This window comes from Bradyrhizobium sp. B124 (genome assembly GCF_038967635.1).
GTDB lineage: Bacteria > Pseudomonadota > Alphaproteobacteria > Rhizobiales > Xanthobacteraceae > Bradyrhizobium.
Genome location: NZ_CP152413.1, coordinates 9,145,962 through 9,169,800, shown reverse-complemented (window position 1 = coordinate 9,169,800; position 23,839 = coordinate 9,145,962). Strand labels below are relative to the sequence as shown.

Annotated in this window: 13 protein-coding genes and 1 pseudogene; 4 read left to right on the top strand and 10 right to left on the bottom strand. The window is 64.9% G+C overall.

Annotated features, from left to right (window positions below; genetic code table 11):
• Nucleotides 1–177: 177 nt before the first annotated feature.
• From AAFG13_RS42615 to AAFG13_RS42600, 4 genes and pseudogenes are all read right to left on the bottom strand, one after another.
• A pseudogene (locus AAFG13_RS42615) lies at nt 178–8,895 on the bottom strand (VCBS domain-containing protein); the annotation flags it as partial.
• Nucleotides 8,896–10,150: 1,255 nt separating this feature from the next.
• On the bottom strand, nt 10,151–10,495 hold the full coding sequence (locus tag AAFG13_RS42610; RefSeq protein WP_342710724.1) for a hypothetical protein: 345 nt from the start codon (nt 10,493–10,495) through the stop codon (nt 10,151–10,153).
• Between the two features lie 1,119 nt (nt 10,496–11,614).
• A complete protein-coding gene (locus AAFG13_RS42605; protein WP_342710723.1) occupies nt 11,615–11,767 on the bottom strand; it encodes a hypothetical protein in 153 nt (50 codons plus the stop codon).
• A 106-nt stretch (nt 11,768–11,873) separates the two neighbouring features.
• On the bottom strand, nt 11,874–12,311 hold the full coding sequence (locus AAFG13_RS42600; protein ID WP_342710722.1) for a hypothetical protein: 438 nt from the start codon (nt 12,309–12,311) through the stop codon (nt 11,874–11,876).
• A gap of 419 nt (nt 12,312–12,730) precedes the next feature.
• Between AAFG13_RS42600 and AAFG13_RS42595 the strand changes: the two genes are divergently transcribed.
• On the top strand, nt 12,731–13,267 hold the full coding sequence (locus tag AAFG13_RS42595; RefSeq protein ID WP_229164695.1) for an NYN domain-containing protein: 537 nt from the start codon (nt 12,731–12,733) through the stop codon (nt 13,265–13,267).
• A gap of 140 nt (nt 13,268–13,407) precedes the next feature.
• Here the strand turns inward: AAFG13_RS42595 and AAFG13_RS42590 are convergent, their stop codons facing one another.
• The 4 genes from AAFG13_RS42590 to AAFG13_RS42575 are packed head-to-tail and all read right to left on the bottom strand — an operon-like array spanning nt 13,408 to nt 17,898.
• A complete protein-coding gene (locus tag AAFG13_RS42590) occupies nt 13,408–14,178 on the bottom strand; it encodes an SDR family oxidoreductase (protein WP_212310815.1) in 771 nt (256 codons plus the stop codon).
• A 53-nt stretch (nt 14,179–14,231) separates the two neighbouring features.
• Nucleotides 14,232–15,029: an SDR family oxidoreductase gene (locus AAFG13_RS42585; RefSeq protein WP_342710720.1), complete on the bottom strand. Its 798-nt coding sequence runs from the start codon at nt 15,027–15,029 to the stop codon at nt 14,232–14,234.
• Nucleotides 15,029–16,417, bottom strand: coding sequence for a transaminase (locus AAFG13_RS42580; protein ID WP_212310817.1), 1,389 nt, complete (start codon nt 16,415–16,417; stop codon nt 15,029–15,031). The genes AAFG13_RS42585 and AAFG13_RS42580 overlap by 1 nt, the downstream gene beginning before the upstream one ends.
• Complete coding sequence (locus tag AAFG13_RS42575; protein WP_212310818.1) at nt 16,414–17,898, bottom strand: aldehyde dehydrogenase; 1,485 nt, start codon at nt 17,896–17,898, stop codon at nt 16,414–16,416. The genes AAFG13_RS42580 and AAFG13_RS42575 overlap by 4 nt, the downstream gene beginning before the upstream one ends.
• Before the next feature lie 218 nt (nt 17,899–18,116).
• Between AAFG13_RS42575 and AAFG13_RS42570 the strand changes: the two genes are divergently transcribed.
• The 3 genes from AAFG13_RS42570 (at nt 18,117) to AAFG13_RS42560 (ending at nt 21,513) form a co-directional block, all read left to right on the top strand.
• Nucleotides 18,117–19,379 (top strand): Tm-1-like ATP-binding domain-containing protein, encoded by a 1,263-nt coding sequence (locus AAFG13_RS42570; RefSeq protein WP_342710719.1) that lies wholly within the window; start codon nt 18,117–18,119, stop codon nt 19,377–19,379.
• Nucleotides 19,376–20,041 carry an HAD-IA family hydrolase gene (locus tag AAFG13_RS42565; protein ID WP_342710718.1) on the top strand — a complete coding sequence of 222 codons (666 nt, stop codon included), beginning with the start codon at nt 19,376–19,378 and terminating at the stop codon, nt 20,039–20,041. The genes AAFG13_RS42570 and AAFG13_RS42565 overlap by 4 nt, the downstream gene beginning before the upstream one ends.
• Nucleotides 20,042–20,160: 119 nt before the next feature.
• Complete coding sequence (locus AAFG13_RS42560; RefSeq protein ID WP_212310821.1) at nt 20,161–21,513, top strand: aminotransferase class III-fold pyridoxal phosphate-dependent enzyme; 1,353 nt, start codon at nt 20,161–20,163, stop codon at nt 21,511–21,513.
• On the opposite strand, the gene AAFG13_RS42555 is transcribed toward AAFG13_RS42560, so the two are convergent.
• Together AAFG13_RS42555 and AAFG13_RS42550 are read right to left on the bottom strand one after the other, a co-directional pair.
• A complete protein-coding gene (locus AAFG13_RS42555; RefSeq protein ID WP_212310822.1) occupies nt 21,499–21,816 on the bottom strand; it encodes a hypothetical protein in 318 nt (105 codons plus the stop codon). The genes AAFG13_RS42560 and AAFG13_RS42555 overlap by 15 nt on opposite strands.
• Nucleotides 21,813–23,825: a tyramine oxidase gene (locus AAFG13_RS42550; RefSeq protein ID WP_212310823.1), complete on the bottom strand. Its 2,013-nt coding sequence runs from the start codon at nt 23,823–23,825 to the stop codon at nt 21,813–21,815. Before AAFG13_RS42550 ends, AAFG13_RS42555 begins: the two co-directional genes overlap by 4 nt.
• Nucleotides 23,826–23,839 lie beyond the last annotated feature (14 nt).

The following is a 23,839-nucleotide window of genomic DNA, read 5'->3' as shown; positions in this document are numbered from 1 at the left end:
GTTGCCGGCCAGGCCGGAGGTGGTGCCGCTCGCGGTGACGCCGGTGACGCTCACCGTGTGGTGGTCGGAGAGGTCGACATCGGCAAAGGCGATCGAACCCGAGGCCGTGTCCGGCGCGGTCGAGCCGGTGGTGTTGGCAGCCTCGCTGAACGCGCCGCTGGCGGTGGTCGAGCCGGCGACGATGGTCGGCAGATCGTTGGTGCCGGTGACGGTGATGGTGACGGGCTGCGAAACCGTGCCGCCGTGGCCGTCATCGACCTGCACGCTGTAGGTCAGCGTGACGCTCTCGCCATTGGCGAGATAGTCGAAGCTCTTGTCCTGTGCCGAGAAGCTCCAGGCCTGCGTGCCGGTGGCACCATTGGTGGAGTCGGTCTCCGCCCCCAGGGTGAACCAGCTCAGCAGCGTGGCGTTGCCGGCCAGGCCGGAGGTGGTGCCGCTCGCGGTGACGCCGGTGACGCTCACCGTGTGGTGGTCGGAGAGGTCGACATCGGCAAAGGCGATCGAACCCGAGGCCGTGTCCGGCGCGGTCGAGCCGGTGGTGTTGGCAGCCTCGCTGAACGCGCCGCTGGCGGTGGTCGAGCCGGCGACGATGGTCGGCAGATCGTTGGTGCCGGTGACGGTGATGGTGACGGGCTGCGAAACCGTGCCGCCGTGGCCGTCATCGACCTGCACGCTGTAGGTCAGCGTGACGCTCTCGCCATTGGCGAGATAGTCGAAGCTCTTGTCCTGTGCCGAGAAGCTCCAGGCCTGCGTGCCGGTGGCACCATTGGTGGAGTCGGTCTCCGCCCCCAGGGTGAACCAGCTCAGCAGCGTGGCGTTGCCGGCCAGGCCGGAGGTGGTGCCGCTCGCGGTGACGCCGGTGACGCTCACCGTGTGGTGGTCGGAGAGGTCGACATCGGCAAAGGCGATCGAACCCGAGGCCGTGTCCGGCGCGGTCGAGCCGGTGGTGTTGGCAGCCTCGCTGAACGCGCCGCTGGCGGTGGTCGAGCCGGCGACGATGGTCGGCAGATCGTTGGTGCCGGTGACGGTGATGGTGACGGGCTGCGAAACCGTGCCGCCGTGGCCGTCATCGACCTGCACGCTGTAGGTCAGCGTGACGCTCTCGCCATTGGCGAGATAGTCGAAGCTCTTGTCCTGTGCCGAGAAGCTCCAGGCCTGCGTGCCGGTGGCACCATTGGTGGAGTCGGTCTCCGCCCCCAGGGTGAACCAGCTCAGCAGCGTGGCGTTGCCGGCCAGGCCGGAGGTGGTGCCGCTCGCGGTGACGCCGGTGACGCTCACCGTGTGGTGGTCGGAGAGGTCGACATCGGCAAAGGCGATCGAACCCGAGGCCGTGTCCGGCGCGGTCGAGCCGGTGGTGTTGGCAGCCTCGCTGAACGCGCCGCTGGCGGTGGTCGAGCCGGCGACGATGGTCGGCAGATCGTTGGTGCCGGTGACGGTGATGGTGACGGGCTGCGAAACCGTGCCGCCGTGGCCGTCATCGACCTGCACGCTGTAGGTCAGCGTGACGCTCTCGCCATTGGCGAGATAGTCGAAGCTCTTGTCCTGTGCCGAGAAGCTCCAGGCCTGCGTGCCGGTGGCACCATTGGTGGAGTCGGTCTCCGCCCCCAGGGTGAACCAGCTCAGCAGCGTGGCGTTGCCGGCCAGGCCGGAGGTGGTGCCGCTCGCGGTGACGCCGGTGACGCTCACCGTGTGGTGGTCGGAGAGGTCGACATCGGCAAAGGCGATCGAACCCGAGGCCGTGTCCGGCGCGGTCGAGCCGGTGGTGTTGGCAGCCTCGCTGAACGCGCCGCTGGCGGTGGTCGAGCCGGCGACGATGGTCGGCAGATCGTTGGTGCCGGTGACGGTGATGGTGACGGGCTGCGAAACCGTGCCGCCGTGGCCGTCATCGACCTGCACGCTGTAGGTCAGCGTGACGCTCTCGCCATTGGCGAGATAGTCGAAGCTCTTGTCCTGTGCCGAGAAGCTCCAGGCCTGCGTGCCGGTGGCACCATTGGTGGAGTCGGTCTCCGCCCCCAGGGTGAACCAGCTCAGCAGCGTGGCGTTGCCGGCCAGGCCGGAGGTGGTGCCGCTCGCGGTGACGCCGGTGACGCTCACCGTGTGGTGGTCGGAGAGGTCGACATCGGCAAAGGCGATCGAACCCGAGGCCGTGTCCGGCGCGGTCGAGCCGGTGGTGTTGGCAGCCTCGCTGAACGCGCCGCTGGCGGTGGTCGAGCCGGCGACGATGGTCGGCAGATCGTTGGTGCCGGTGACGGTGATGGTGACGGGCTGCGAAACCGTGCCGCCGTGGCCGTCATCGACCTGCACGCTGTAGGTCAGCGTGACGCTCTCGCCATTGGCGAGATAGTCGAAGCTCTTGTCCTGTGCCGAGAAGCTCCAGGCCTGCGTGCCGGTGGCACCATTGGTGGAGTCGGTCTCCGCCCCCAGGGTGAACCAGCTCAGCAGCGTGGCGTTGCCGGCCAGGCCGGAGGTGGTGCCGCTCGCGGTGACGCCGGTGACGCTCACCGTGTGGTGGTCGGAGAGGTCGACATCGGCAAAGGCGATCGAACCCGAGGCCGTGTCCGGCGCGGTCGAGCCGGTGGTGTTGGCAGCCTCGCTGAACGCGCCGCTGGCGGTGGTCGAGCCGGCGACGATGGTCGGCAGATCGTTGGTGCCGGTGACGGTGATGGTGACGGGCTGCGAAACCGTGCCGCCGTGGCCGTCATCGACCTGCACGCTGTAGGTCAGCGTGACGCTCTCGCCATTGGCGAGATAGTCGAAGCTCTTGTCCTGTGCCGAGAAGCTCCAGGCCTGCGTGCCGGTGGCACCATTGGTGGAGTCGGTCTCCGCCCCCAGGGTGAACCAGCTCAGCAGCGTGGCGTTGCCGGCCAGGCCGGAGGTGGTGCCGCTCGCGGTGACGCCGGTGACGCTCACCGTGTGGTGGTCGGAGAGGTCGACATCGGCAAAGGCGATCGAACCCGAGGCCGTGTCCGGCGCGGTCGAGCCGGTGGTGTTGGCAGCCTCGCTGAACGCGCCGCTGGCGGTGGTCGAGCCGGCGACGATGGTCGGCAGATCGTTGGTGCCGGTGACGGTGATGGTGACGGGCTGCGAAACCGTGCCGCCGTGGCCGTCATCGACCTGCACGCTGTAGGTCAGCGTGACGCTCTCGCCATTGGCGAGATAGTCGAAGCTCTTGTCCTGTGCCGAGAAGCTCCAGGCCTGCGTGCCGGTGGCACCATTGGTGGAGTCGGTCTCCGCCCCCAGGGTGAACCAGCTCAGCAGCGTGGCGTTGCCGGCCAGGCCGGAGGTGGTGCCGCTCGCGGTGACGCCGGTGACGCTCACCGTGTGGTGGTCGGAGAGGTCGACATCGGCAAAGGCGATCGAACCCGAGGCCGTGTCCGGCGCGGTCGAGCCGGTGGTGTTGGCAGCCTCGCTGAACGCGCCGCTGGCGGTGGTCGAGCCGGCGACGATGGTCGGCAGATCGTTGGTGCCGGTGACGGTGATGGTGACGGGCTGCGAAACCGTGCCGCCGTGGCCGTCATCGACCTGCACGCTGTAGGTCAGCGTGACGCTCTCGCCATTGGCGAGATAGTCGAAGCTCTTGTCCTGTGCCGAGAAGCTCCAGGCCTGCGTGCCGGTGGCACCATTGGTGGAGTCGGTCTCCGCCCCCAGGGTGAACCAGCTCAGCAGCGTGGCGTTGCCGGCCAGGCCGGAGGTGGTGCCGCTCGCGGTGACGCCGGTGACGCTCACCGTGTGGTGGTCGGAGAGGTCGACATCGGCAAAGGCGATCGAACCCGAGGCCGTGTCCGGCGCGGTCGAGCCGGTGGTGTTGGCAGCCTCGCTGAACGCGCCGCTGGCGGTGGTCGAGCCGGCGACGATGGTCGGCAGATCGTTGGTGCCGGTGACGGTGATGGTGACGGGCTGCGAAACCGTGCCGCCGTGGCCGTCATCGACCTGCACGCTGTAGGTCAGCGTGACGCTCTCGCCATTGGCGAGATAGTCGAAGCTCTTGTCCTGTGCCGAGAAGCTCCAGGCCTGCGTGCCGGTGGCACCATTGGTGGAGTCGGTCTCCGCCCCCAGGGTGAACCAGCTCAGCAGCGTGGCGTTGCCGGCCAGGCCGGAGGTGGTGCCGCTCGCGGTGACGCCGGTGACGCTCACCGTGTGGTGGTCGGAGAGGTCGACATCGGCAAAGGCGATCGAACCCGAGGCCGTGTCCGGCGCGGTCGAGCCGGTGGTGTTGGCAGCCTCGCTGAACGCGCCGCTGGCGGTGGTCGAGCCGGCGACGATGGTCGGCAGATCGTTGGTGCCGGTGACGGTGATGGTGACGGGCTGCGAAACCGTGCCGCCGTGGCCGTCATCGACCTGCACGCTGTAGGTCAGCGTGACGCTCTCGCCATTGGCGAGATAGTCGAAGCTCTTGTCCTGTGCCGAGAAGCTCCAGGCCTGCGTGCCGGTGGCACCATTGGTGGAGTCGGTCTCCGCCCCCAGGGTGAACCAGCTCAGCAGCGTGGCGTTGCCGGCCAGGCCGGAGGTGGTGCCGCTCGCGGTGACGCCGGTGACGCTCACCGTGTGGTGGTCGGAGAGGTCGACATCGGCAAAGGCGATCGAACCCGAGGCCGTGTCCGGCGCGGTCGAGCCGGTGGTGTTGGCAGCCTCGCTGAACGCGCCGCTGGCGGTGGTCGAGCCGGCGACGATGGTCGGCAGATCGTTGGTGCCGGTGACGGTGATGGTGACGGGCTGCGAAACCGTGCCGCCGTGGCCGTCATCGACCTGCACGCTGTAGGTCAGCGTGACGCTCTCGCCATTGGCGAGATAGTCGAAGCTCTTGTCCTGTGCCGAGAAGCTCCAGGCCTGCGTGCCGGTGGCACCATTGGTGGAGTCGGTCTCCGCCCCCAGGGTGAACCAGCTCAGCAGCGTGGCGTTGCCGGCCAGGCCGGAGGTGGTGCCGCTCGCGGTGACGCCGGTGACGCTCACCGTGTGGTGGTCGGAGAGGTCGACATCGGCAAAGGCGATCGAACCCGAGGCCGTGTCCGGCGCGGTCGAGCCGGTGGTGTTGGCAGCCTCGCTGAACGCGCCGCTGGCGGTGGTCGAGCCGGCGACGATGGTCGGCAGATCGTTGGTGCCGGTGACGGTGATGGTGACGGGCTGCGAAACCGTGCCGCCGTGGCCGTCATCGACCTGCACGCTGTAGGTCAGCGTGACGCTCTCGCCATTGGCGAGATAGTCGAAGCTCTTGTCCTGTGCCGAGAAGCTCCAGGCCTGCGTGCCGGTGGCACCATTGGTGGAGTCGGTCTCCGCCCCCAGGGTGAACCAGCTCAGCAGCGTGGCGTTGCCGGCCAGGCCGGAGGTGGTGCCGCTCGCGGTGACGCCGGTGACGCTCACCGTGTGGTGGTCGGAGAGGTCGACATCGGCAAAGGCGATCGAACCCGAGGCCGTGTCCGGCGCGGTCGAGCCGGTGGTGTTGGCAGCCTCGCTGAACGCGCCGCTGGCGGTGGTCGAGCCGGCGACGATGGTCGGCAGATCGTTGGTGCCGGTGACGGTGATGGTGACGGGCTGCGAAACCGTGCCGCCGTGGCCGTCATCGACCTGCACGCTGTAGGTCAGCGTGACGCTCTCGCCATTGGCGAGATAGTCGAAGCTCTTGTCCTGTGCCGAGAAGCTCCAGGCCTGCGTGCCGGTGGCACCATTGGTGGAGTCGGTCTCCGCCCCCAGGGTGAACCAGCTCAGCAGCGTGGCGTTGCCGGCCAGGCCGGAGGTGGTGCCGCTCGCGGTGACGCCGGTGACGCTCACCGTGTGGTGGTCGGAGAGGTCGACATCGGCAAAGGCGATCGAACCCGAGGCCGTGTCCGGCGCGGTCGAGCCGGTGGTGTTGGCAGCCTCGCTGAACGCGCCGCTGGCGGTGGTCGAGCCGGCGACGATGGTCGGCAGATCGTTGGTGCCGGTGACGGTGATGGTGACGGGCTGCGAAACCGTGCCGCCGTGGCCGTCATCGATGGAGACCAGATAGGTTACCTTCAGCGTTTGACCGACCGCCAGGAAGTCAAAGGTCTTGTCCTGGGCGCTATAGTTCCAGGCCACGCTGCCCGAACCCGTGCCAGTCGAATCGGTCTTGGTCAGTGCCAGCGTGCTCGCGCTCACCAAAGCGTTGCCCTGGCCGGTCGTGAGAGCACCGCCTGACCATACGAAGCTCGGCGTGCCCTGCGTGACGGTGTGGCTGTCCGACAGGTCGACGTCGGCAAAGGCGATGGTGCCCGACGCGCTGTCCGTTGTGCCCGAGCCGGTGACCCCGGCCGCCTCGTTGAAGACTCCGCTCGCCGTCGTCCCGGCCGAGATCGTCGGCGCATCGTTGGTCCCGGTGATTGTCACCACCACATTCTGGGTCGTGGTGCCGCCATGGCCGTCATTGATGGTGACCGCGTAGGTCGCCGTCAGGGTCTGGCCGGCCGCCAGGAAGTCGAAGGCCTTGTCCTGGGCGCTGTAGTTCCAGGCCACGCTGCCCGACCCCGTCCCGGTCGAGTCGGTCTTGGTCAACGCCAGCGTGCTCGCGCTCGCCAGGGCACCGAGCTGCCCCCCGCTCAGCGTGCCTCCCGACCATGCGAAGCTCGGTGCGCCCTGCGCGACGGTGTGGCTGTCCGACAGGTCGACGTCGGCAAAGGCGATGGTGCCCGACGCGCCGTCCGTTGCGGTCGAGCCGGTGACCCCGGCCGCCTCATTGAAGGCACCTGTCGCGGAGGTCGAGCCAGCCACGATGGTCGGCGTGTCATTGGTGCCGGTGACGGTGACAACCAAATTCTGGGTCGTGGTGCCGCCATGGCCGTCATTGATCGTGACCACATAGGTCGCCGTCAGGGTCTGACCGGCCGCCAGGAAGTCGAACGTCTTGTCCTGCGCCGAGTAATTCCACGCCACCGAACCCGAGCCCGTCCCGGTCGAGTCGGTCTTGGTCAGCGCCAGCGTGCTGGCCGATGTCAGCGCGCTGATCTGGCCCGCGGTCAGCGTGCCGCCCGACCAGGCGAAGCTGGGTGTGCCCTGCGTGACGGTATGGCTGTCCGACAGGTCGACGTCGGCAAAGGCGACCGAGCCCGAGGCGCTGTCCGTTGCGGTCGAGCCGGTGGTGTTCGCGGCTTCCGTGATCGCGCCACTCGCCGTGGTCGAGCCCGCAACGATGGTCGGCCCATGGTTCGGCATCCCGAACGTCAGTGTCGTCGAGGTAACGAAACCGTTCTGATCAAGCGTCGAAATGGTAAAGACGTCGGTCGGTGTCGCAAAGGACGTCACCGCGTAGCTGTAAGTGCCATCCGCATTGACCGTTAGCGTGCCGTCTGCGCCGGCCACCGTATAGGAGGTCGGAAGGGTCGCGGTACCGTGGAGGTATTGCGCAACATTGAGCGACGGATCCAAAGAGGTCGCGGTCGCGCTTCCGTTGCCGGCGGCGACGCCCACGATTTTGAACGTGTCGGTGAAGCTCGTAGCGCTGGTGCCGACCGTGTTGGTAAAGAGACTGTTGAGCGAGCCGGTGTTGGAACTCGCGCCTAGTGCCAGGTTGATCGTTGCGGGATTGACGATCTGAATCTGGAGCGCTTCCCAACCATTGAGAACGAGGCCACCGCCCGTGGTCGAGACTCCGGTGCCGGAGGTCCCGGCGGAAAAATTAAACGAATACGTCGCGCCGCCACAGCCCTGGTTCGCGGCCAACCAACTCGCATATGCCGTCAATTGCGATTTGATGAGCGCGTATTCGTCCGCAGTGAGGACGATGCGAATCGTATCGGTCCCCCCGCCGCCGTTGTACCTGTCGACATCACCGGCCAATGACTGCAATGCACCAGAGACGACCCGATAATGATCGGAAAGCGCATAGATCGCGAGAGCGCCGCCGTTGCCTGCATTTATGGTGTCGCTGCCGGCCCCTCCGATGATAACGTCGGAGCCATTTCCGACGTTGATTGTGTCGTTTCCGGCGCCGCCATAGATGATATTGCTGCCGTTGCCGGCATTGATGGCATCCGATCCGCTGCCACCGACGATGACATTGGTCCCGTTGCCGTCGCTGATGGTATTGGTGCCGGTGGTGTTGGCCGCATAGATCAGATTGCCGCCATTGCCGTCGCTGATGGTCGCGTTGCTGCCGCTGACGATGATCGTGTTGGAGCCATTGCCGTCGCTGACGGTGTTGTTGCTGCCCGAGACCGTGATGGTATTGGTGCCGTTGCCATCGCTAGCGGTATTGTTGTTTCCCGCGACCGTGACCGTGTTAGTGCCGTTGCCGTCAGAGACGGTGTTATTGCTGCCCGTCACCGTGACCGAGTTTGTCCCGTTGCCGTCGCTGACCTTGTCGTTGCTTCCGGTCACAGTCAGCGTGTTGGTGCTGTTGTTGCCTGAGATTGTCGTGTTGTTGGTATCCAGCACGCCCGCATAGGCCCTCTGCCCGGCGGCCGTGATCGGCGGCTCTGCAAGAGTTGAGTTGTCGAGCGACCAAAGATCCCAGCTGCCGCCGCGTGCGGCGGCACCGACGCGTTGGGCCGAAGCCACCACCTTGGTGGCGGTGGCGGCCGCGATGGCGTCGATCAACGCCGCGCCGTACTCACCCTGTGCGACTGCGCAGCTCCACAACCGTAGTTCGCCGCCCTGCGTGATCGCGTTGCCCAGATGCGCCAGATCGCCCGCGACACGATCCACGGTGTCAAGCGAGAGCGGCCCAGCCGAAAACGCTATCGTTCCAGGCTGCCCGTGGGCGATGAGATGGATTGCTTCCAGTCCGTTCCTGCCTTCGACCGCCCGCGCCATCTGGCGGACAGCCGGTTCATCATCAGAGAGCAGGATTACCTCAACATCCGGCCGAATGCCGGCAAGTAGCGTTTCGAGGTCATCGATGCCGCGGTCGATGAAGGCGATCTCGCACTTGTGGCTTACACCCATGAACGCCCGCCACTGGAAATAATTGGGCCGCAACCGTGCGCTGGTGCCCGAAGTGTTCGGAAAGATTGAAGCAACTTCGGAACGAGTGGTCATGCTGCTGCTCCTGCAAACGGCTGCATCTAAAAATTCGTCTCGGTCGGGATGGATTTCTGCCGGCAAAGACAGCGTTTCAAATGGATCGCGCTCGGCGTTTGTCGGCGCGTCGATCAGGGCGACGGGCTCAATCGACAGCAGCCGATCAACCAGAGTTGGCAGATCTTTCGCGATGGGAAGATTGTCTGACGTTGAAAAAGCAGAATTTGAAATTCCGTCGAGACGCGATTCGACTTCGGACCAATTGATCGGTGGCTCGGCGCTCCGAACAAAAATAACGCGACTCAATACACACTCCTAAAAAACTCTGCCGACGCAGAGCAGGTGTGATTGCAGTCGAAAATCAATTCATCAATTACCCAAACGCTCGTTCAAAAAATTGGCAAGCGTTTCGACAGACAAGCAATTGCCAGGCTTTTTTTATTTTTTTGCTCGTCAGCCGTGCTGTGAAAGACCTCGAACGCACTACCCTGCCCGCTTCGGTGCGGCTCAAAACTCCGCACGCATTAAAATATTTGTCTTTAAACTGTTTTCGTCATCGGGAGGCTTGCACTGTGTGTCCGCAAAAAATGCGAGCAAGCATCCCAAAACCTAATTCAAATGCAATCTGCCGCAAATTTGCGCGGCCGTCTAGCGCCGCACGAAATCCCCGCCTTTACCATTAACGTCGATCCGACAAGGAGTTCTCTTTATCACACGTGGTATCCGTGGCTTTACGGGGAAGCCACGACAAGCGGTGCTCGGACGTGCCCGTGAAACTACGGTCACTCTCTCGAACCCTCCATCGGTGAAAAACGGCCGGAAAGCAGGGCTAGACTTTCACGCTGGATCAGCGCCGCGATTTAGTTCTGAATGGCGGACCTCATCCAACGTGCTGCGGGCACGGGCTGCTGCGACAACGACGATGGCGATCCGGATCCGATCGGTCGGTTCTACGAAGCGCTCAAAGACTTCGCCCGTCTCAAAAGCACGTCCCGGAATCCCCTCCGAGCCGCCCGCAACTCTCCGGGTTCGATTGTCCCCACCGCGCGACCGCCAGCAACGGCTTGCCGGTCTGTCGGCCGGCGCTACCGATTGCCTGCTGCGCTCTTCGTCGAGAGGCTGCGAATGAAGCTTGGATCTGCAAGTTTCGCTCGAACTGGGACGTTGTCCTTGCCTGAACCTACCCTGCCAACACCTTGCGCAGGGCATTCTGCTGGTCAAGCAACTGGGGAAACGGCAGCAGCGGCGGACGAGGTCGGTCGCTTTGATCACACAGGACGCCCTCGCCTCCGCCTTTGCGATCTGATCTGGCAAGGCGCTGCGTCAATCCGCGAGCCGAGCGCAGGTAGGCAATATCAAGCCCTTCAGGACGAAAAGCCGAGACGAACGGTCGAGGCAAAAACCTGCAGCGGAAGCGGGTCGGACAATCTGCTGCGGTCAATCGGTTTAAAGCCGCGCTGCCAATGAAAAAGCAAACCTCAAAACGCCGACGACTCCGGCGCGGGCGGCGCGCCGAGGTCGCCATTCTGTCTCCCGGCCGTGTTGGGGGACTTAAGGACCGGGAGTGTTTTTAGTCTATCCTCGAGAAAACCACTCGTTGCTGCCCTTTGGTGCACAGCCCGGACATTACGGGTTACTCTCGGTCGTTTTGCCCGTGGCGATATAAATGATCCGCTTGGCGAGCTGGTTAAGGTCTCTGGGGCGTTTGGAAGCCATTTGTACGATACGATTTGTGCGCCTTGGTGGTTTGGACGGCATCGGCGTCATCAGCATCGAAGATCAAGTAACCAATGACCATCCATCCGGCCGACACGCCGAAAATGACCAACGCCACTTTTAGCCACTGTCCCATGAAAGCAAAATGCTCCCAGAGCCGGTTACCATTCCCGCCGACCGCCACAATCAGACTGACCCACTATCGAAAACGGCCTCAGCAGCGTTGGCATTGCTGAGGCCGTCATTCCGTCGGCTCGTGGCACGGGCGCCGTAAACAGGCCGTCTCGGTTCAGCAGAGCGCCGGTACATCCGCGGCAGCATAAATTGTACCCGGCGTCGCAGCCTGCTGGCCAAATCTGACGGGTACTGCTCCACTAGCGCGTGCCGAATTGGAGTTGCGATCGCCAAGGGCAGCTCGAGTCCATGAGAGCGGGACATTCGTGCGGATGAAGCAACCCCACAAAAGACCTTCGCTTGAAAAAAACCAGCACCGTTGCCGGGCTGGTGTTGTAGTTCCGGGGACGTGTAGCGTGCTCGTCCCATTCGCGAATTGTCCGCAAACTCGCCTTTGAGACAATGCGCAATTGGTTTACTTGAATTTCGCCAAGCCGGCTTTTTTCCGGCCCCACGGCCGGGCATATCGCGCTCACCCATAGTAATGCTTCACCATCTCGACGCCGATAAAAATGAGCAGCCAGAGGCCGACCGCGATCAAACAGACGGCCAAACCGCAGCCGTATTTTGAGGAAAGATCATCATCGCTCATGGGGCAGCTTCGCCGGTTCGTCGAGAACGTCGATCGCGCGCTTCACCTTGGCCCCGCAGGGCGGTGAACATAGAAGTAGAAGCTTATGACCTGTGGGGAAACATTGCAGAACGCCAATTTGGGCGACAGCACATACCCCTCAGTAGTAACTCTTTCCCAGAGTTAGATCACGCCGCTGCCCATCTCGCGAAAGCTGCTCGAGATCTCGCCGGAGTCGCCCGCGAGTTCGCGGCGAACTTGCGAAAGTTCCACGCCCAGTCCGCCCCCATTAAGCGCGACGAGATCGCCGCAGATACTCGGCACCTTCTCGTGCAACATGAACTCAAAGCGAAGATCCGCCTGACAGACGTCATCGAATTATTCCAGTTGATTCGCTGACAGTTCTGCGCGTCGGGGCGAGATTCTCGCTTTAGGAACGATCTCAATCGCCCCTTTTTCCAGTCTGTTCAATTAAAAGCAGGACGGAAACGACCAGAATGAAAATTGCAAGAATTGCCTTGGCGACCGCATTCGTGTTTGGCTCGGTCGCTGGAGCCTCCGCACAAGACGGGAGCGGATCGATCGCGACGGTTCGTTTATCGATGACGGCGAGAGAGTTGTTGAGCGGCGCAACAGACACGCGGCGGCGGTTGCACCCGCCAGCAACACCAAACTTGTCTGCGCAATCAGGGGTCGCAAAGTCATTCGGACTAGCCTGCAAAGTTCGCTGCCGGCAAAAAAACCCGCATTGCGAAAAAGTGGTATCTCGAAATATCGCGTCAGCAGCAAACGCGGCGGTACTCTGGATTGAATTTTCGATGTATTTTCGTTGGTTACGTAACCCTGTGCGCGACGACCCGTTATCACCGCTGCGCCGCATTGCTGCCCGTCACCTACGGACGCTTTCACCGACGAAGCGAGGGTTGTTGTTCCGAGGGCCGACGGACATCCGAATTGGAGATAAGTACACCCGGTCATTGCAACCGATGCCATCAAAGCGCCATAGCGGGCAATTCTCTTGTTAGCTGAACGTGTGTGCACGTCGGGGGGCCGGCAGCATCATTGTTCAACGTGCACTGGTTCGTCCGCACTCGGATCCCGTGTGCCTTAGGCATCTTTATCAATAAGCGCACGATCAGAGTGATGATCGCGTCGCTCGCGTTGTGCTTTTTCCCGACCGAGCCCTTGCCTTTGGATAAGTGATTTAAGCGAAGACATTAAGTGGCGCCCGATGCGCTCAAGAAATTCTTAGAACGAAAAGCAAAAAGGCAAATGATCCGGGCGTCATGGGGATTTGGGATGACCGATCGCATTGCACTATTTATTGACGGCGCGAATCTTCATACCACGGTCAAGAACCTCGGCTTTGAAGTCGACTTCCGGCGATTGCTCTCGGAGTTCGGCAAGCATGGGCAAATCGTCCGTGCTTATTTCTACACGGTCGTGAGGGACGACGACGAATTCAGCAGCCTTCGGCCGCTGGTGGATTGGCTCGATTACAACGGATATGCAGTGAGGAGAAAGGCCGCCAAGCAGCACGACGACGGCGAGGGACGGCGGCGAATGAAGCGCAGCATCGGCATCGACCTCGCGGTCGACGCAATGGAGATCGCGCACCGCATCGACCATGCGTTCGTGTTCTCCGGCGATGGTGACCTGCGAGCCGTTGTCGACGCTGTCAGGCGGATGGGCGTGCGTGTCACCGTCGTTTCCAGCATCCGAACGAAGCCTCCGATGATCGCCGATGAGCTTCGCAGACACGCCGATGCCTTCGTTGAACTCGAGAGCCTCAGGTCATCGATCGAGCGTCCAGCGCACCCGATCGCGCCGGAGTGACGTTGCGGCCGCCTGCCCACGTCGCCGGCGGAGATCGGCTGGAGAGGCGAGCGCGGCACGATTCAGGGCGTTTGAACAAGTCAGTCATCATTGCCGCGGCCGCTTCTCGTGCCACGTTCCGATTGCTTCGAAACGAGGCCCTACACGGCGCGGTTTTGCGTCGGCGAGCGGCCGCCGCCGTCGGCGACCAGCACCGCTCCGGTCACGAAGGACGCCTCGTCGGAAGCGAGGAACAGGCAGCATGCCGCGATCTCGGCGGGCTCGGCCATCCGTCCGAGTGCGATCCGCCGTTCGACGCCGCGAAACTCGGCGTCGGGCGTGGTGCCATTCTGGTCCGCGAGCAGCTGCATTTCATAGGCGCTCATCGGCGTCCGCACCCAGCCGGGCGCCACGGCGTTGGCGCGAATGCCGTCGGCGCCGTGGGCGTAGGCCAGCGAACGCGTGTAGGCGACGACGGCCGCCTTGCTGGCGGCGTAGCTTGCGCTGTCCGGGCTGGCATTGAACGCGGCAACCGAGGCGATGTTGACGATCGCGCCGCCACGCTGCTGGAGCAGCGGCAGGGATGCCCGGCAGACCCGCATGGTCCCCGTGAGGTTGACATCGAGCGTCCTGGCCCAGACCTCGTCGGAGATGCTGGCGGGCCGATCCGGCACGATCAGGCCGGCGGCGTTGACGACGATATCGAGCCACGCGCCGCAGGCGGCGACGGCGTTGGCAATGTCGTCCGGACGCGTGACGTCGCCATGGACCGCCTGCCCGCCGCACTCCGCCGCGGCTGCTTGCAACTCAGCCTCACCGAGGCCGAACAGCACGACACGCGCGCCGCTCAATGCGAGCAGTGAAGCCGTGGCCCGGCCGATCCCCGTGGCTGCGCCTGTCACCAGCGCGGTCTTTCCGTCCAGCCGCGGCATCAGGGCATGATCCGGAAAAATGGAAACCGGTCTTCCGAAAGGATCATGCTCATCTAGAGCCCCCACTGCCGTTCGACGGCAAATCCGGTCTCCGGCAGCGTCGAGCCGCCGTCGACGACGATGGTCTGCCCGGTGACATATTTGGCCTCAGTGGAGGCGAGATAGAGCATCGCGCAGGCGATGTCGTCCGCGCTCCCCATGTGCCCCATCGGGATGAAGCGTTCGAGTTTCGCCTTGTTCTCCGGCGCGCTCATGGTGCCGCGGCCCGGCTTCTCGATGAAGCCGGCTTCGACGCCGTTGACCGTGATGCCGTCGCGCGCAAGCTCGAAGGCGGCGCCGCGGATGAACGCGTTCACACCGGCCTTCGCCGCCGAGTAATGCGCGCCGCCGCCCATCGCGACGCGCGCCGAGACCGAGGATGTCACGAGAATGCGTCCGAACCGGTTGGCGCGCATATGCGGAATTGCAGCCTGTGCGAGCCAGATGCCGGCGTTGAGGTTCAGCGCCAGCGTCTCGTCAAGCTTGACTTCGTCGAGCTCGTCAAGCGAGGCCCACGGACAACCGCCGGCATTGTGCACGACGATATCGAGCCGGCCGAACTTGGCGGCGACATCGTCAATCATCGCACGCAAGCTGCTGCGATCGAGCCTGTCAAACGGCACGCAATGCGCGGCTCGTCCGTCGTCAGCGAGTTCTTGCGCCAGTGCCTCGGCCACATCGAGCGTCCGGTTGGCGATCACCACGGTGGCACCCGCCTGCGCAAGGCGCCCGACAATGGCCGCACCGATCCCGCGGCCGCCGCCGGTGATGATGGCGACCCGGCCGTCGAGATTGAACGGAAGCGCCTGCATCAGATTGCTCCCGCGCCGCGCAGCAGATCGATGAACTGCGCCAACACCGTTGTGTGCTTGTCCACGTCCCGCCCCGAGGTCGCCGGACACATCAGCAGCATGGTGTGGAACGGCGTCACCAGAATGCCCTCGTTCATGTAGAACGCATGCAGCAAGGTCTCAAGATCGGGTTGCCGGCCGGCAATGACGTCGGCACCGCTGCGCGGCGGTCGTGGCATGAACATGATCTCGGCACGCGCGCCGATCTGGGTGACGTGCCAGGGCAGCCCGGCCGCCTCGATCAGCCGGCGCGCCTCCTGCGCGAGCCAGGTCGCGGTTCCGATCATCCGCTCGTAATTCGCTGAGGTCAGGACCTTCTCCAGCACCGCGCGCATGGTGGCGACCGTCAGCGCATTGCCGGCGAGCGTGCCGCCGAAACCAAGATGTGCGGACTGCCGCTCGCGCGGATTGACGTGGGGGACGAGCTTCCAGAGCCGCTCGGCGATGTCCTGGCTGAGACCGAATACGCCAGCGGGGATACCGCCCGCGATGGCCTTGCCGGCGACGAAGATGTCGGGCTCGAGCCCGTGACTTTCCGTGTAGCCGCCCGGCCCGCACGACAGCGTATGGGTCTCGTCGATGATGAGCACGGTACCGGCGCGGCGGGTCAGGTCGCGCAACGCCTGGTGGAAACCAGGGTCGACCGGGATCATGCCGAAATTCGTCATCAGCGGCTCGGTCAGCACGCAGGCGACATCGCCCTGCGCCAGTGCCGCCTCGAGTGCCACGACATCGTTGAATTCGACCACCCGGCTCACGGCATCATGATCGATGCCGTTGGGATGGATCATGTTGCGCAGGCCGACGCAGCCGTCGCGGATCTCGACATGCGCCTCCTCGACGCCGCCGTGGTAGCAGCCGGAGAACACCAGCACCTTGCGCCGGCCGGTGATCATGCGCGAGATGCGGATCGCGGCGCGGTTGGCGTCGGTCGCCGACGTCATCAGCGTCCAGTATTTCGGGCCGAAGCGACGCGACAACTCGGCGCCGACCCAGAGGCTGTCCTCCGTCGGCAGCATCATGGTCGCGCCACGCTTGAGCTGATGCAGCGCGGCTTCCGTCACCGCCTCCGGCGCGTGGCCACACATGCCGCCGGTGTCACCGAGGCAGAAATCGATATAGTCGCGGCCGTCGATGTCCCGGATATGCGCGCCGTGCGCCTCATCGGCATAGATCGGAAAGCCGCCGGCCCAGCGCCGCATCCAGTGCGACGGGCCGCCATAGAGGTAGTGCTGCCTGCCGTGCTGCCAGGCCGCCGCCGAGCGCGGATGCAGCGCCCGGAAACGTTCCTGCTCGGCATCGAGCAAGCGGTTCAGAACGCCTGCGCGCTCAGTAGTAGCTGATGTCATAGCGCGATCCAGGCGGTCTTGAGGTCGGTATAGGCGTCGAGGGCATGGAGCGACTTGTCGCGTCCGAAGCCGGATTGCCTGAAGCCGCCGAGCGGCACCGTAATATCGGCGCCGCCATAGGCGTTGACGTGCACGACGCCGGCCCTGATGGCGCGCACCATGCGATGCGCCGTCGACAGACTTCCGGTCCACACCGCCGATGCAAGTCCATAGGGCGTCGCGTTGGCGAGGGCTGTGGCATCCTCCTCGCCGTCGAACCGCGTGACCGCCAACACCGGGCCGAACACCTCCTCGCGCCAGACCTCCATCGATGGCGTCACCTCGGTGAGGATCGCGGGCGCCATGAAGTTGCCGCCGCTCTCGACGCGGATCTGCTCTCCGCCGATCAGCCGCTTCGCACCTTGCGCTTCCGCGCGGGCAACCGCATTCAGGTTCTTCCGCAACTGCACCTGGCTCGAGATGGCGCCGATATCCGACGTCAGATCGAGGGGATCACCGACCCTGAGCTTTGCGGTGGCGTCAAGCAGCGCATCCATGAAGCGGTCATAGATCGCGGACTGCACCAGCAGCCGCGAGCCCGCCACGCAGACCTGGCCCGAATTCCTGAAGATGCCATTCGCGGACACCTTGGCCGCATGCTTGATGTCGGGCACATCCGCGAAGACGATATTGGGCGACTTGCCGCCCAGCTCGAGATGAACCCGCTTCAGGTTCGACCGCGCCGAGCATTCCAGCAGCCGCCGGCCGACCGCGCCCGAGCCGGTGAAGGCGAGCACATCGACATCCATATGCAGCGCGAGCGCCTCGCCGGCCGATGCGCCGCGGCCGGTGACGACGTTGAGCACGCCGTCCGGCAGGCCTGCCTCGGTCGCAAGCTCGGCAAGCCGCAGCAGCGTGAGCGACGCCAGCTCCGGCGGCTTGACCACGACCGAATTTCCCGCGGCGAGCGCCGGACCGATCTTCCACGCCCCGATCATCAGCGGGAAATTCCACGGCACGATCACGCCGACGACGCCGAGCGGTTCGCGATGCACGAGCCCGAGCACGTCACCTGAGGTCGGCGCGATCTCGCCATACACCTTGTCGATCGCCTCGGCGTAGTACCTGACGGTGCCGGCCGCCGACAGCGGTTCGGCCTTGTAGGCCATGCCGATCTCGGTGCCGTTGTCGCGCACACCGAGCACCGCGATCTCGAGCGCGTGCTGCTCGATCAGATCGGCGAACCGCAGCAGCACTTTCTTGCGCTGCGCAGGTGCCGCGCGCGACCAGCTTCCCTGCTCGAAGGCCTGCCGCGCCCGCTTCACCGCAAGGTCGACATCGGCCGCATCGCCGTCTGCAATGGTCGTCAGCACCCGGCCGTCGATCGGCGACACCACATCGAGCCGTGCCCCGCCAACCGTCTGCGCCGGCCGGCCGCCGATGAAGAGCTGCTGGGCCGGAATGGCGGCCGAGCGTAACAGATCGATCTGGGCTTGCTGCATGCGGGATCATTGTGACGGTGACAAAAGCGGCTCCCGACCGGAGACCGCTGGCATGGCGCAATCCTCGCCAAATCAAGGCTTTGGCAGCAATCAACCGATAGGTGGATGTCGCCGCGGCCAGCGCCCTCATAGCGTGATCGCACGATGGCCGAACGCCCTGCCCGCTGGGTGCAAACCACCTTGTCCACATCCCTCACGCCGCCGGCGAGCCGAAGGTCATGCCCGAGATCACGCAGCCCCGTATTCTTCTGATCGGCACTGGAGACACCAAGGCCGACGAACTGCTGTTCATGAGCGCGTGCATCGCGCGCGCCGGCGGCAGCACGATCATGATGGACATCAGCGTGCTCGGCGATCCGCCGTATCAACCCGCACATGACAAGCACGCGGTGGCCTCCGCTGCGCAGACCACGATCGCGGCGATTGCATCGAGCGGCGACGAAAACTCCGCGATGTCCCTCATGGCCGTTGGCGCTGCAAATCTGGCGCGCGAGCTTGCGGCGCGCGATGCTATCGACGGCGTGATCGCGATCGGCGGCACGATGGGAACCGACCTCGCGCTCGACGTCGCGCAGGCGCTGCCGCTCGGCCTGCCGAAGTTGATCGTCTCGACCGTCGCCTTCTCGCATCTGATCCCGCCCGAGCGCGTCGCTGCCGATCTGATGATGATCCTGTGGGCCGGCGGCCTCTATGGGCTCAACGGCACCTGCACCGCCGTGCTGTCGCAGGCCTGCGGCGCGATCGTCGGCGCCGCGAAGAGCGCGATCAAGCCGAGCCAGGACCGGCCGGTCGTTGCGATCACCTCGCTCGGCAAGAGCTGCCTGCGCTACATGGTGGAGCTCAAGCCGCAGCTCGAGCAGCGCGGCTACGAGGTGGTCGTCTTCCACACCACCGGCATGGGAGGCCGTGCCATGGAGTCGATTGCAGCCCAGGGCGGCTTTGCCGCGGTGCTGGACCTCAGCCTGCAGGAGGTCGCCAATCAGCTCACCGGCTCGGTGGTCAATTCAGGCGCCGACCGGCTGGAGAACGCGGGCAGAGCCGGCATTCCGCAGATCGTCGCCCCCGGCGCGGTCGACATGGTCGACTTCCCGGCGTGGCTTGGGATTCCGAACGAGCTATCGGATCGGCCGTTCCACGCACACAACCGGCTGCTCGCATCGGCGACATCGGGAGCCGCCGATCGCCGCCGGATCGCCCACGCGATTGCGGAGAAGCTGGCCGGCGCCAGCGCGCCCGTCGCCTTCGTGCTGCCCGCCGGCGGTATCCAGCAATGGGACCGCGAAGGCGAGGCTTTGCACGACCCCGACGCCCTCGCCGCCTTCGTCGACGCGATGCGGTCGGCGGTCCGGCCGCCGGTCGAGTTGCACGAGATCAAGGATCACATCAACAGCGCGGCGTTCAATGAAACCGTGCTCGGCATCTTCGACCGGTGGGTCGCAGCCGGTATTGTCCGCCCCGGCCGCGCGACGGCTGCCGCATGACGAGGCCGCTCGCCCAGGCGCTGGTGCTCGACTTCGGCGGCGTCATCTCGAAGACCCTGTTCGAGACCCATGACCTGACCGAGCGCGCGCTCGGGCTCGCACCGTGCACGCTGAAATGGCTCGGACCATTCGTTCCCGATAGCGATCCGCTTTGGGCTGCAATGCAGCGCGGCGAGATTTCCGAACGCGACTACTGGCTGACCCGCAGCCGCGAGGTCGGACGCATGGTCGGCGAGGACTGGCGCGACATGAAAACCTTCGTGAAGCGCGCGCGCGGCGCCGATCCCGACACCGTGATCCGCCCCGAGGCGGTGCGCGCGATCGCTCTCGCCGCCGACGCCGGGTTCCGGCTTGCGATCCTCTCAAACGAGCTCGACTTGTTCTATGGTGCGGAGTTCCGCACCCGCCTCTCCATCCTCAAGCGCTTCGACACCATCGTCGACGCGACCCATACCGGGATCCTGAAACCCGATCCTCGCGCCTATCAAAGCGTGCTGGACGAACTGGCGCTGGAAGCAGAAGATTGCGTCTTCGTCGACGACCAGCGTCGCAACATCGTGGGCGCCGCCGCGTGCAACATGCGCACGGTGCTGTTTGACGTGCGCAGCCCAGCGGCGTCCTACAGCGAGGCGCTGCGGCATTTCGGGTTGCAATTCGACTAAAGCGTTTTCGAGCGAAGTGGGTACCGGTTCGCATGAAGAAAACGCGTCAAAACTAGAATCTGGAGCCTCGTTCCGATTCCATCAAGAACGGAAAGGCTCCAGCGGGACAGAGAGCGATCATGCGCGACAGAAACTTCCTGGTTGAGAACAACGCCAAGCCGATCTGGCACCCGATGGCCCATCCTGCCGAGATGCGGGCGCAGCCGCCGCGGATCGTGATGAAGGGCGAAGGCGTCCACGTCACCGACATCGACGGCAACACCGTGATCGATGCGGTCGGCGGCCTGTGGAACGTCAACCTCGGCTACAGCTGCGATCCGATCAAGCAGGCGATCGCAGACCAGCTCAGCGCGCTGCCGTATTATTCCGGCTTCCGCGGCACCTCGAGCGGTCCCTCGATCGAGCTCGCCTACGAGCTCACCGAATGGTTCAAGCCGGAAGGCATGGTTCGCGCCTTCTTCACGTCGGGCGGATCGGACTCGGTCGAGACCGCGCTGCGGCTTGCGCGGCAATACTGGAAGATCAAGAGCCAGGCCGACCGCACCAAGTTCCTGGCACTGAAGAAGGGCTATCACGGCACCCATTTCGGCGGCGCGTCGGTCAACGGCAACGCCAATTTCCGCCGCAACTATGAGCCGATGCTGCCCGGCGTATTCCATATCCCGGCGCCGTCGACCTATCGCAATCCCTTCAACGAGACCGATCCCGCCAAACTCGCCCAGCTTTGCGCGGCGGCGATGGAGGAGGAGATCTCGTTCCAGGGCGCCGATACCATCGCGGCCTTCATCATGGAGCCGGTGTTAGGGGCCGGCGGCGTGATCGTGCCGCCGGACAGCTTCATGAAGCTGGCGCGCGAGATCTGCGACCGCCACGGCATCCTGATGATCGCGGACGAGGTGGTCACCGGTTTCGGACGCACCGGTGCGTGGTCGGGTTCGCGTCTGTGGGGCGTGAAGCCTGACATGATGACGATGGCCAAGGCGATCACCTCGGGCTATTTCCCGCTCGGCGCGACGCTGATCGGCGAGCAGGTCGCGGAAACCTTCGAGACTGACACGACCACGTTCGGTTCGATCGGCCATGGCTACACGTATTCGGGCCATCCGGTCGGCTGCGCCGCTGGTATTGCGGCGCTCGCCGAGACCCGCCGCCTTAAGCTCGACGAGAATGCCGCCGCGCGCGGCAAGGACCTTGCGCAGGCGCTGGCCGCGCTCGAGGCGAAGCATCCGCTGGTCGGCGACGTCAGGGGTAAGGGCCTGATGGCCGCGCTCGAGCTCGTCGCCGATCGCGACAGCAAGAAGCCCGCCGACAAGAAGACCATGGCGAAGGTGGCCGATGCCGCCTACGAGGCCGGCGTGATGCTGCGCGTCTCGGGCAACAACCTCATTCTGTCCCCGCCCCTGATCCTCACCGCATTGGATGTGAAGGCGATCGCCGAAGGGATCGACGCCGGCCTCTCAGCGGCCGGCTGACAGCGCACTGACACAGGCCATGGCGCGCTCGAACAGCGTGCCATCCCCCTTGTCGCGGTCGAGGCAATCGGCGAGCGATGCCGCCGACATTCTCTGGTCGGTGCAGAAGATCCGCATGAAGTCGGCCGCGAGTGCGACCTTGCGCGGCGCGGATTGGCGCTGCCAGTCGCCGCTGCTCAGATAGAGCAAGGACGCATCGTCGGCCCCGCTTTCGGCCGCCGCACCCCACGCGACCGGCTGCGCCGCCAACAACGCCAGCAGCGCGCCGACAACTGCTCCCGTGCGATGCACGCCACCACTCATTTAGTGTCCCTGGCATTCACCATCGGCGGCACGTCGAGCGCGGGATTGCGATCGAAGAAGTTGAACGGACGGAGCCGGAAGCCATGCCAAAGGCCGGGCATGACCGGCCAATCCTCGGCGCGCGGTACGTGGCGGAAGCCGACCGTGTACCACAGCACGAGGTCGCGATCCTCGATCGGCCGTTTCGCGGCGGTCCATTTCGGCAAGCCATCGACCTCAGGATTCTCGTTCGGGTACATGCCTGCGGCATATCTCTCGTCCTTGGCGTAGGCCGAGGTCCACAGCGTGTAGGCGCTGAAGCCGGCGCGGAGCTGGATCGGATCGTCCTTGGCGAGCAACGAGACGTCGGAATGTCCGGGCGTCAGCTGATAGCTGGTGCGATAGCCGCGGCTGTTGGTCTTGCCGGTACTTTCGATCCTGAACTGCGCCGCGCTCAGCGGCGTCGTGATCGGCCCTTCGTTCGCGACCGGCCTGGTGTCGACCTGCCAGAGGCTCTTGCGCTGGCCCTCATCCAGCCGGCGGACGCTGAAGCGATCCTCGACCAGCCGGTTCGAGGTACCGTCGACGTCCATGTCGATCCGGAACGTCATGTAGTGATCGTGATTGACGGCCAGCAGCCGCTCGTCGACCAGCGTCCCGTAGGCCGTATCCTGCTTTGCCGTCGGGTCGCTCAAGGTCCGGCTCGCCACGCCCTTGGTCGCATCGATGCCGTAGGCGCCGAGCCGCACGTCGATGTTGCCGGCGCGGTCGAACACGTAGTCCACCAGATAGTCGTAATTGCCGACCACCGGCGCCATCCGCACCACCAGCTCATTGTTCGGCCGCACCTCGGCGGTGTTGTTGATGAGCTCGCTGTGGCGCCAGATCGGATCGCCGGTCGGGCGCTCGAAGATGCAGACCGCGCCCTTGGAGACGACCGGCATGCCCTTGGTGTCCGAGATCGTCAGATCGAGGAAATGCGCGCCTTCGGGGCAATCGATGCCGCGCTGCAATTCGCTGGAGAGCACGCCAAAACCGTATTCGCCGATATCCATATAGGCGCGGAACGACCAGGTCGGCGCCGGATCCATATAGGGCACGAACATCTCGCTCGCCGAAATCTGATAGGCGATGTCGCGGAACGTGCCGTGGTCGTCGTAGCGGATCAACGACAGCACCGCGCCGACGCGCGGCTCGAGACGGACATGGAACGACCAATTGTCCCAGTGGACCTGGCCGCCCTCCACCTTCACATTGCTGCCCTCGGGCGCGGTGATCTCGATCGGCTTCGGCGGCTTGCGGTATTTTCCTGAGTCGGCGTAGGCATGCGAGGGCGTCTGCGCCGGCGGCGGCAGCACGCCGAGATCGGTCACCGACAGCACCGTCCTGCTCTTGAGATCGACCTGGGCGACCAGGTTCTCGATCGGCTTGCCCCAGAGATTGTTGGCGGCGCCGGTCGTGTCGACGCAGGGCACGTTGAGCAGGCGGCGGCCCTTCAGGGCCGGGTCGCTCACCGGCCCCACCGTCAGCGGCAGGCACATGACGTTGCGGAAGTCGGTGATACCGCGCTTGGCCATCGCGGCGATCCAGCGCGGGTCCTGCTTCGGCAGATCACCAGCCGACATCAGCTCGTCGATGGTTAGCGCGGCCTCATGATCCCTGATCTCATCCCAGCCAAGCAGGCTGCGCGCGGCGAGATCGATATGCGCCTCGTAGAGATGTCCGCCGCTCAGCAGCGTCGCATTCGCCCGCCGCGCGAAGGGTTGTCCGGGCTTCCACGCCCGCACCTCGTCCTTGGGATCCTCGTCGACCGTCATGGAGACGACCCGCGCCGCATCGTCGAGCTTGCCGGCGCCGCGGAGGATTTCGGAGACCGAACGGATTTCGTCCGTTGTCAGCCCATCCATCGGGTGCGTGGCGGCCGCCTGCGGCCACATCCTGCGCTCGGCCTGCGCCGGCAGCAGCGCCGCCATCGTCATCGCAACCAGGCCGGCCAATGCCGATCCGCATCCCCGGAATACCAGAGCCATCACGCCCTCCACTC